Genomic DNA, 8,609 nt, shown 5'->3' with positions numbered 1-8,609 from the left:
AAATCCGCGCGGTGGAAAACGGCACCCTGGACAAGGACGACAACCCGCTGAAAAACGCCCCGCACACCGCGGCGGAAATCGTCGGTGAATGGACGCATCCGTACAGCCGTGAGCAAGCGGTGTATCCAGTAGCGTCGCTGATCGAAGGCAAGTACTGGCCACCGGTCGGTCGCGTCGACAACGTGTTTGGCGATCGCAACCTGATCTGCGCCTGCCCTTCGATCGAAAGCTACGCTTAAAACTGATGGGGGCGGGTTCGCCTGCCCCCACTTTCAAGAACACTACATATCCCCTTGTGGGAGCGGGCTTGCTCGCGAATGCGGTGGGTCAGGCAACATTGATGGTGACTGATACACCGCATTCGCGAGCAAGCCCGCTCCCACAGGGGACCGTGCAAAGCACCAGATTGCGCCCATACCTATAACAAGAAACCGGAGAACAACCATGTCTTTAAGCGTGTTCGACCTGTTCAAGATTGGCATCGGCCCCTCCAGTTCCCACACCGTCGGCCCGATGCGTGCAGCTGCTCGTTTCGCTGAAGGTTTGCGCCGTGAAGGGCTGCTGGCCGCAACCACCTGCGTCAAAGTCGAGCTCTACGGATCACTCGGCGCCACCGGTAAAGGCCACGGCAGCGACAAGGCTGTGTTGCTGGGCCTGGAAGGCGAACACCCGGACACCGTGAACACCGAAACCGTCGCCGCACGTCTGCAAGAGATTCGAGGCAATGGTCGCTTGAACCTGCTCGGTGAGCACGCCATCGAATTCAATGAAAAGCTGCACCTGGCGATGATCCGCAAACCGTTGGCCTATCACCCCAACGGCATGATCTTTCGCGCCTTCGATGCCGCGGGCATACAAATCCGCAGCCGCGAGTACTACTCGGTCGGCGGCGGATTCGTGGTCGATGAAGACGCCGCCGGCGCAGACCGTATCGTCGAAGACGCCACGCCACTGACCTTCCCGTTCAAAAGCGCCAAGGACCTGCTCGGTCACTGCACCACCTACGGCCTGTCCATCAGCCAGGTGATGCTGACCAACGAAAGTGCCTGGCGCCCGGAAGCGGAAACCCGCGCCGGCCTGTTGAAAATCTGGCAAGTCATGCAGGACTGCGTCGCTGCCGGCTGCCGCAACGAAGGCATCCTGCCCGGCGGTTTGAAGGTCAAGCGCCGTGCGGCCGCGCTGCATCGGCAACTGTGCAAGAACCCGGAATCATCCCTGCGAGATCCGCTGTCGGTGCTGGACTGGGTCAACCTCTACGCACTGGCGGTCAACGAAGAAAACGCCAACGGCGGGCGCGTGGTGACGGCTCCCACCAACGGTGCGGCAGGGATCGTCCCCGCTGTTTTGCATTACTACATGCGCTTCATCCCCGGGGCCAACGAAGACGGCGTCGTGCGTTTTCTGCTGACCGCGGCCGCGATTGGCATTCTCTATAAAGAAAACGCCTCGATCTCCGGCGCCGAAGTTGGCTGTCAGGGTGAGGTTGGCGTGGCGTGCTCCATGGCCGCCGGCGCCCTGTGCGAAGTGCTTGGCGGCACCGTACAGCAAGTGGAAAACGCCGCCGAAATCGGCATGGAACACAACCTCGGCCTGACCTGCGACCCGATTGGCGGGCTGGTGCAAGTGCCTTGCATCGAGCGCAACGCCATGGGGTCGGTCAAGGCAATCAATGCGGTGCGCATGGCCCTGCGCGGCGACGGTCAACACTTCGTCTCACTCGACAAGGTCATCCGCACCATGCGCCAGACCGGCGCCGACATGAAAAGCAAATACAAGGAAACCGCCCGTGGCGGTTTGGCGGTCAACATTATCGAGTGCTGATGCTTACGCGCATCTGCACACTTTTTCAGGAGCTGAATATGTCCACCGAACAACTGTCGAAAACCCCGCTGCACGCACTGCACATCGAACTCGGCGCCCGCATGGTGCCGTTTGCCGGCTACGACATGCCGGTGCAATACCCGCTCGGTGTGATGAAAGAACACCAGCACACCCGTGATCAGGCCGGGCTGTTCGATGTCTCGCACATGGGCCAGATCAGCCTGACCGGCGCCGATGCCGCCAAGGCGCTGGAAACCCTGGTGCCGGTGGACATCATTGACCTGCCGGTGGGCATGCAGCGCTACGCAATGTTCACCAACGAGACCGGGGGCATCCTCGACGACCTGATGGTTGCCAACCTGGGTAACGACGAACTGTTCCTGGTGGTCAACGCCGCCTGCAAGGACCAGGACCTGGCGCATCTGCGCAAACACATCGGCGACCAGTGCACTATCGAGCCGCTGTTTGAAGAACGCGCGCTGCTGGCGCTGCAAGGTCCGACCGCTGTCACCGTGCTCGCGCGCCTGGCACCTGAAGTCGCGAAGATGACCTTCATGCAGTTCGCCCGCGTAAAACTGCTGGGTGTGGACTGCTTTGTCAGCCGTTCGGGCTATACCGGTGAAGACGGTTACGAAATCTCCGTACCGGCCGCCAACGCCGAAGCCCTGGCTCGCACCCTGCTGGCCGAACCTGAAGTAGCGGCCATCGGCCTTGGCGCTCGCGACTCCCTGCGCCTGGAAGCCGGCCTGTGCCTCTACGGCCACGACATGAACACCGAGACCACCCCGATCGAAGCAAGCCTGCTGTGGGCCATCTCCAAGCCTCGTCGCGCTGATGGCGTACGTGCCGGCGGCTTCCCTGGCGCAGAAACCGTGTTCGGACAGCAACAAGCCGGTGTCAGCCGCAAGCGCGTTGGCCTGTTGCCTCAGGAACGCACACCGGTGCGCGAAGGTGCAGAGATCGTCAATGAAGCAGGCGACATCATTGGTGCGGTTTGCAGCGGAGGCTTCGGTCCGACCTTGGGCGGCCCTTTGGCGATGGGTTACGTCGACAGTGCTTATATCGCTCTCGATACGCCGGTATGGGCGATTGTTCGTGGGAAAAAGGTGCCTTTGCTTGTAAGCAAAATGCCATTTGTTCCACAACGCTACTACCGTGGCTGATTGACTGTTTCTATAAGTAACGCGGTTGCGTTAACAGCGCACTAATGTGTAACGCAACCGCCATAAAACAGTGCATCAATTTACCTGTAAGCTTCGTTTATGAACTTTGCTTATAACGATCGAAAACAATTGAATACGGCGATTGCATAAGCCAACACTAGTTGCGGCATAAACGCCCCGGCGCGAGCAAATCCGGGCCCTCCACAGGGCTTGTTTTTTCTCCCGTAGTTGGCGTAGAGTTTGTTCACTGTGTTTGCATGGGTCGCTTGGAATCGTGACCTGGGCAGTAGCCTACAAGTTAGCTACATCCCGTTCGGCGTCTTCTTACTCTCCTGCAACCAGCCCCAGTACTCTTTCACAAGAAGGAGGCTGTCATTAATTTTTGCGTTAAAGGAAATAAGAAATGTCCCAACGTCAGAGCGGTACCGTCAAGTGGTTTAACGACGAGAAAGGTTTTGGTTTTATCACTCCAGAAAGCGGTCCGGATCTGTTCGTGCATTTCCGCGCTATTCAGGGCAACGGCTTCAAGAGCCTGAAAGAAGGCCAGAAAGTGACTTTCGTTGCTGTGCAAGGCCAGAAAGGCATGCAGGCTGACGAAGTACAAGCAGAAGCCTGATCTTCTGTTACGAAAAAGCCCCTGATGCTGACATCAGGGGCTTTTTTGTGCGCGTAAATCCGTAAAATGGCTTCTTTTTTCCGTCCAGAGGCTGCCATGTCGAAACATCTTCTAAAACCCCAGGGCGACTTTCCTGCCGTCACCCTGGGTCGTCGCCTGGCAGCGATGTTCTACGACTTCTTGTTGTGTACCGCCCTGCTGATCGTCACCAGCGGGATTTACAAGATGATCCAGATGGCGATCATCGGCGAAGACAAAATGCGCACCCTTACCGAGGCCGGCGCGCTGGACGGCGATCCATTGCTGTCAACGGTGCTGCTGTTTGTGCTGTTCGGTTTCTTCGCCAAATTCTGGACCTGGTCCGGTCAGACCCTGGGGATGCAGGTCTGGTGCATACGCGTGCAAAACGCCGACGGTTCATCCATCAGTCTGTGGCAGGCGTTGCTGCGCTTTGTGGTGTCGATCGCGTCCTTGCTGTGCGTCGGGCTGGGTTTCTTCTGGTCGCTGTTCGACAAACAGAAACGCAGCTGGCATGACATCTACTCCAATACCCAGCTCGTGCGGATTCCAAAGAAAACAAAGTAGCTCGCAAAAAAAGATCGCAGCCTTCGGCAGCTCCTACGAGGTTCTATGTATACCTGAGCTGCCGAAGGCTGCGATCTTTTGATCTTGCCCTTAAGCGTTGCCGGCCAGTTTCATCCGCGCGGCCTGGGTGAAGTCGAGCATGCGCTTGAGCGGCCGAATCGCTTGTGGAATCAGTGCGGGATCGACAAAGATCTCGTTAGTCCCTTCCTTCAAGCTCTTCAGCGTGCGCTCAAGGGTGTTCATCGCCATCCATGGGCAATGTGCGCAACTGCGGCATGCTGCGCCGTTACCGGCCGTTGGCGCTTCGATGAAGACCTTGTCCGGGCACAGCTGCTGCATCTTGTAGAAGATGCCGCGATCAGTAGCGACGATCAGGGTCTTGTTTGGCAGGCTCTGGGCTGCCGCAATCAACTGACTGGTGGAGCCGACGGCATCCGCCAACTCGATCACCGCCGTCGGCGACTCCGGATGCACCAGAATAGCTGCATCCGGGTACAGCGCCTTCATGTCTTCGAGCTGTTTGGACTTGAACTCTTCGTGAACGATGCAGGCACCGTCCCACAGCAGCATGTCCGCGCCGGTCTGGCGCTGGATGTAGGTGCCCAGGTGTTTGTCCGGCCCCCAAATGATGGTTTCGCCGTTATCCATCAGGCTTTCGACGATCTCCAGCGCGCAGCTTGAAGTCACCACCCAGTCCGCACGGGCTTTGACCGCCGCCGACGTGTTGGCATACACCACCACGGTACGTTCCGGGTGCTGATCGCAGAACGCCGAGAACTCGTCCACCGGGCAACCCAGGTCCAGCGAGCAGGTCGCTTCCAGGGTTGGCATCAGGATGCGTTTTTCAGGGTTGAGGATTTTGGCGGTCTCGCCCATGAACTTCACACCGGCGACCACCACGGTCTTGGCCGGGTGAGCATTGCCGAAGCGGGCCATCTCCAGCGAGTCGGAGACACAGCCTCCGGTTTCTTCGGCCAGGGCCTGAATGACCGGATCGCAATAGAAGTGAGCAACCAGCACCGCGTCCTGAGCCTTGAGCTCGGCAGCGATGGCGGCACGGTAATAGGCCTCCTCCTCGGCGGTCAGCGGCTTGGGCTGCTTGGCGTCGAGGTGGGCTTGAACCAGAAGGCGTTCGGAAATCTGCGTCATGTTCGCAAGACCTGCAGGCGCTTTCGCGCGAAAGTCGAGTATACACCCGGCTCCGGACCCTTCAGGGTACCGCCGGGAGAGTGAGTATCATCAGGCACGGACAACATTGAAGCTGCGCAAGGCTACAGAATATCCCGTGGATGCAAAAGATGATTCTGACCTGCGTCACGGTGTAGCCACGCTTTGATGCGAGCTCAAATCGCGGGCAAAAAAAAATCCGGAAATCCTCACTTGCGTGGGCCTTCCAGACTTTTAAAACTGCTACAAAAATGGTGGGTCGTGTGGGATTCGAACCTACGACCAATTGGTTAAAAGCCAACTGCTCTACCAACTGAGCTAACGACCCGCTGTGTGGTGGCGCGTATAATACTGATTTTTAAGGACTATTCAACACCTAATTTGAAATAAATCAAAAATAAGGTGTCGGGTCGCTGATTCCGGCTGCCGCAAAGCCTTCTGCACGCAGGCGGCAGCTGTCGCATTTGCCGCAAGCGCGACCCTTATCATCGGCCTGATAGCAGGAAACAGTCAGCCCATAATCGACACCCAGCTTCACGCCTGCCTGGACAATTTGCGCCTTGCTCAGGTTCTGCAATGGCGCCTGAATGCGAAAACCATTCCCCTCTACACCGGCCTTCGTCGCCAGATTGGCCATGCGCTCGAAAGACTCGATAAATTCGGGACGGCAGTCTGGGTATCCGGAGTAATCCACGGCGTTCACACCAATAAAGATGTCACGCGCGCCCAGCACTTCAGCCCAGCCCAGAGCCAGGGACAGGAACACCGTGTTGCGCGCCGGCACGTAAGTCACCGGAATACCTTCACCCGGCACTTCCGGCACGTCGATGCTGCTGTCGGTCAGTGCCGAACCGCCGATACCGTTCAGGTTCAGACCGATGACCTTGTGTTCGATAACACCCAAGTCTCGGGCGACACGTTCGGCAGCGTGCAATTCGGCGTGAGACCGCTGACCGTAGTCGAAGCTCACGGTGTAGCAGCTGTAACCTTCAGCACGAGCCATCGCCACGACGGTCGCCGAGTCCAGGCCGCCGGACAGCAAGATGACTGCACGTTTTTCGGTAGTGTTCAGTTGTTCAGTCATTTCAGCGCCCCGGCTCGTCATTCCAAAGATATTTATGCAACTGCAACTGCAGGCGCACTGGCAGGTTGTCCGCCACCACCCAGTCAGCCAGGTCCCGTGCATTGAGATCATGGTGACTTGGCGAGAAAAGGACTTCACCGGCGCGCTGATCCAGACCGTACTGGATCAGCTTGGACACGGCCCAGTCATAGTCTTCCCGCGAGCAGATGACGAACTTCACCTGATCGTTGCGCGTGAGCAGTTCGATGTTCTCGTAGCGGTTGCGATGGGCTTCTTTCGAACCCGGGGTTTTCAGGTCGACGACGCGACTGACCCGTGGATCGACCGCCGAGATATCCAGGGCACCGCTGGTTTCCAGCGAGACCTCGTAACCGGCGTCACACAACTGCTTGAGCAATGGGATGGCGTTGGGTTGTGCCAGCGGCTCGCCGCCGGTGACACAGACGTAACGCGGACGAAAACCGGCCACTTGCTCGAGGATGTCGTCGAGCGTGCGAATGGTGCCGCCCGTGAACGCGTAGGCGCTGTCGCAGTATTGGCAACGCAATGGGCAACCGGTCAGGCGCACAAAAACAGTGGGCAGCCCGGCAGTCCGCGTTTCACCCTGCAACGAGTAGAAAACTTCGGTGATTCTCAATGTGTCTTGCATAGTCGCCACGGGCATAACAGCTAAACAGGCTGTCCGCCTCCGTCAGGCACTTCAAGGAACCCCGCCACCGCGCAGATCCCAAAAAGCGTGTTTCATAAAAAGGGCGTGAATTCTAACGAAAAAACCCGCGACAAGCGCGGGTTTCTTCGAAACAGGTCAAGCAGCCTTACATTTTCTGCAGATCACGCTGAGCCAGCTGAGCAGCGGAGGTGCCCGGATATTGGGACACTACCTGTTGCAGAATGCCTTTGACCTTGTCGGGATGACCAAGGCGGCGCTCTACATCAGCCAGCTTGTACAGCGAATCAGGCACTTTTGGATGCTTGGGGTACAGCTGTGAAACCTTGGCAAAAGCCTGACCTGCACCTTGCAGATCGCCTTTGGCCAGGTTCACTTCGCCCAACCAGTACTGGGCATTACCCGCGTACTGACTGTTCGGGTACTTGCGCAGGAATGCGGCAAACGCCTGGCTGGCTTTGTCGAAATCCTTGGCTTTGATCAGGTCGAAGGCTGCATCGTAATACAGTTTTTCCTTCGCCGGATCAGCCGGCTCGCTACCCGCGGCAGGCGCTTGTGTGGAAGTGGCAGCGGCTGCCGCTCCTGCGGCTGCGCCCGCTGCTGCACCGGAGGCATTCAAACTGCCACCGGCGGAAGAATTATCAGGAGTCGCGGCTGGTGCAACGCCGGTTCCTATGCGCCGATCAAGATCCTGATATCGCTCCAGGTTCTCTTGCTTCATGCGCGCTACATCATTTTGCAGAACTTCAATGATGCCTTGTTGGCGCGAGATCTGCTCCTGCATTGATTGCAGTTGGTTGAACAGCTCGCCCTGTGCCGAGACAGGGGCCGAAACCCCTCCCCCGGCATAGGCGCCGTTCGTACCGTAACCTGCAGGCGGATTACTAGTCCCGCTATTGGTATAGCCGGAGTCATTATCGACTACAGGAACCGCAGCCCACACCGCAAGCGGTGCGAGGCTGAGAGCCAAAACAGTTACAGCACGACGGCACGTTCGCATGACGAATTACTTACGCAGTTCGACGCGACGGTTTTGAGCCCAGGACTGCTCGTCGTTGCCGGTAGCAACTGGACGCTCTTCGCCGTAGGAAACCAGTTCCAGCTGAGCTGGGGAAACACCTTGCAGTACCAGGTAACGCTGAACGGCTTTCGCACGACGCTCGCCCAGTGCCATGTTGTACTCACGAGTACCACGTTCGTCGGTGTTGCCTTCCAGAACAACGCGAGCGCCGTTTGCTTTCAGGTCTTTGGCGTGAACGTCCAGAGCGCGCATGGCTTCTGGCTTCAGGTCCGAGCTGTCGTATTCGAAGTAGAAAGTGGTGATTGCGCGCAGAGCAGCTTCTTCGCTCAGGGAGCCGTCAACTGCACCAGTGTTTGCGCCGTAACCAGCGTTTGGATCTACAGCGCCTTCACCGGCATTGTCGCCGCCTTTGGACGAGCAACCTACAGCTACAGCCATGGCCAGAGCCAGCGCAGCAAATTTACCAAACTTCAGCATTTCCATCG

At 58.0% G+C, this 8,609-nt stretch carries 10 protein-coding genes and 1 tRNA gene; 5 read left to right on the top strand and 6 right to left on the bottom strand.

Annotated elements, in window-relative coordinates:
• The 5 genes from E3W21_RS31555 to E3W21_RS02260 all read left to right on the top strand — a co-directional run.
• Positions 1 to 239 (top strand): hypothetical protein (locus E3W21_RS31555; protein ID WP_256661472.1); only part of this gene is annotated, 239 nt, incomplete at its 5' end.
• A 205-nt stretch (positions 240 to 444) separates the two neighbouring features.
• Positions 445 to 1,821 (top strand): L-serine ammonia-lyase, encoded by a 1,377-nt coding sequence (locus E3W21_RS02275; RefSeq protein ID WP_134417567.1) that lies wholly within the window; start codon positions 445 to 447, stop codon positions 1,819 to 1,821.
• 38 nt (positions 1,822 to 1,859) lie between these two features.
• On the top strand, positions 1,860 to 2,984 hold the full coding sequence (gcvT, locus tag E3W21_RS02270) for a glycine cleavage system aminomethyltransferase GcvT (protein ID WP_134417565.1): 1,125 nt from the start codon (positions 1,860 to 1,862) through the stop codon (positions 2,982 to 2,984).
• Positions 2,985 to 3,387: 403 nt separating this feature from the next.
• Positions 3,388 to 3,600 carry a cold-shock protein gene (locus tag E3W21_RS02265; RefSeq protein ID WP_003175786.1) on the top strand — a complete coding sequence of 71 codons (213 nt, stop codon included), beginning with the start codon at positions 3,388 to 3,390 and terminating at the stop codon, positions 3,598 to 3,600.
• 96 nt (positions 3,601 to 3,696) lie between these two features.
• The gene (locus E3W21_RS02260) at positions 3,697 to 4,185 is read left to right on the top strand and encodes an RDD family protein (protein WP_111451447.1); all 489 of its coding nucleotides are present in this window, start codon (positions 3,697 to 3,699) and stop codon (positions 4,183 to 4,185) included.
• Between the two features lie 90 nt (positions 4,186 to 4,275).
• Here the strand turns inward: E3W21_RS02260 and nadA are convergent, their stop codons facing one another.
• From nadA to pal, 6 genes are all read right to left on the bottom strand, one after another.
• On the bottom strand, positions 4,276 to 5,334 hold the full coding sequence (gene nadA / locus E3W21_RS02255; protein WP_129437833.1) for a quinolinate synthase NadA: 1,059 nt from the start codon (positions 5,332 to 5,334) through the stop codon (positions 4,276 to 4,278).
• Between the two features lie 270 nt (positions 5,335 to 5,604).
• Positions 5,605 to 5,680: transfer RNA gene (locus E3W21_RS02250), tRNA-Lys, on the bottom strand.
• Positions 5,681 to 5,743: 63 nt separating this feature from the next.
• A complete protein-coding gene (gene queC / locus E3W21_RS02245) occupies positions 5,744 to 6,436 on the bottom strand; it encodes a 7-cyano-7-deazaguanine synthase QueC (RefSeq protein WP_134417563.1) in 693 nt (230 codons plus the stop codon).
• A 1-nt stretch (position 6,437) separates the two neighbouring features.
• On the bottom strand, positions 6,438 to 7,085 hold the full coding sequence (gene queE, locus E3W21_RS02240; RefSeq protein ID WP_129437837.1) for a 7-carboxy-7-deazaguanine synthase QueE: 648 nt from the start codon (positions 7,083 to 7,085) through the stop codon (positions 6,438 to 6,440).
• Between the two features lie 166 nt (positions 7,086 to 7,251).
• Positions 7,252 to 8,103 carry a tol-pal system protein YbgF gene (ybgF, locus tag E3W21_RS02235; protein ID WP_134417561.1) on the bottom strand — a complete coding sequence of 284 codons (852 nt, stop codon included), beginning with the start codon at positions 8,101 to 8,103 and terminating at the stop codon, positions 7,252 to 7,254.
• Positions 8,104 to 8,109: 6 nt separating this feature from the next.
• Entirely contained in the window at positions 8,110 to 8,607 is a 498-nt protein-coding gene (gene pal / locus E3W21_RS02230) for a peptidoglycan-associated lipoprotein Pal (protein ID WP_003178634.1), read from the bottom strand.
• Between the last annotated feature and the right edge of the window lie 2 nt (positions 8,608 to 8,609).

Origin of the sequence: Pseudomonas sp. F01002 (assembly GCF_004402115.1) — a bacterium.
GTDB classification, from domain to species: Bacteria; Pseudomonadota; Gammaproteobacteria; order Pseudomonadales; family Pseudomonadaceae; genus Aquipseudomonas; species Aquipseudomonas frigoris.
This window is presented reverse-complemented; position numbering and strand designations above follow the sequence as displayed.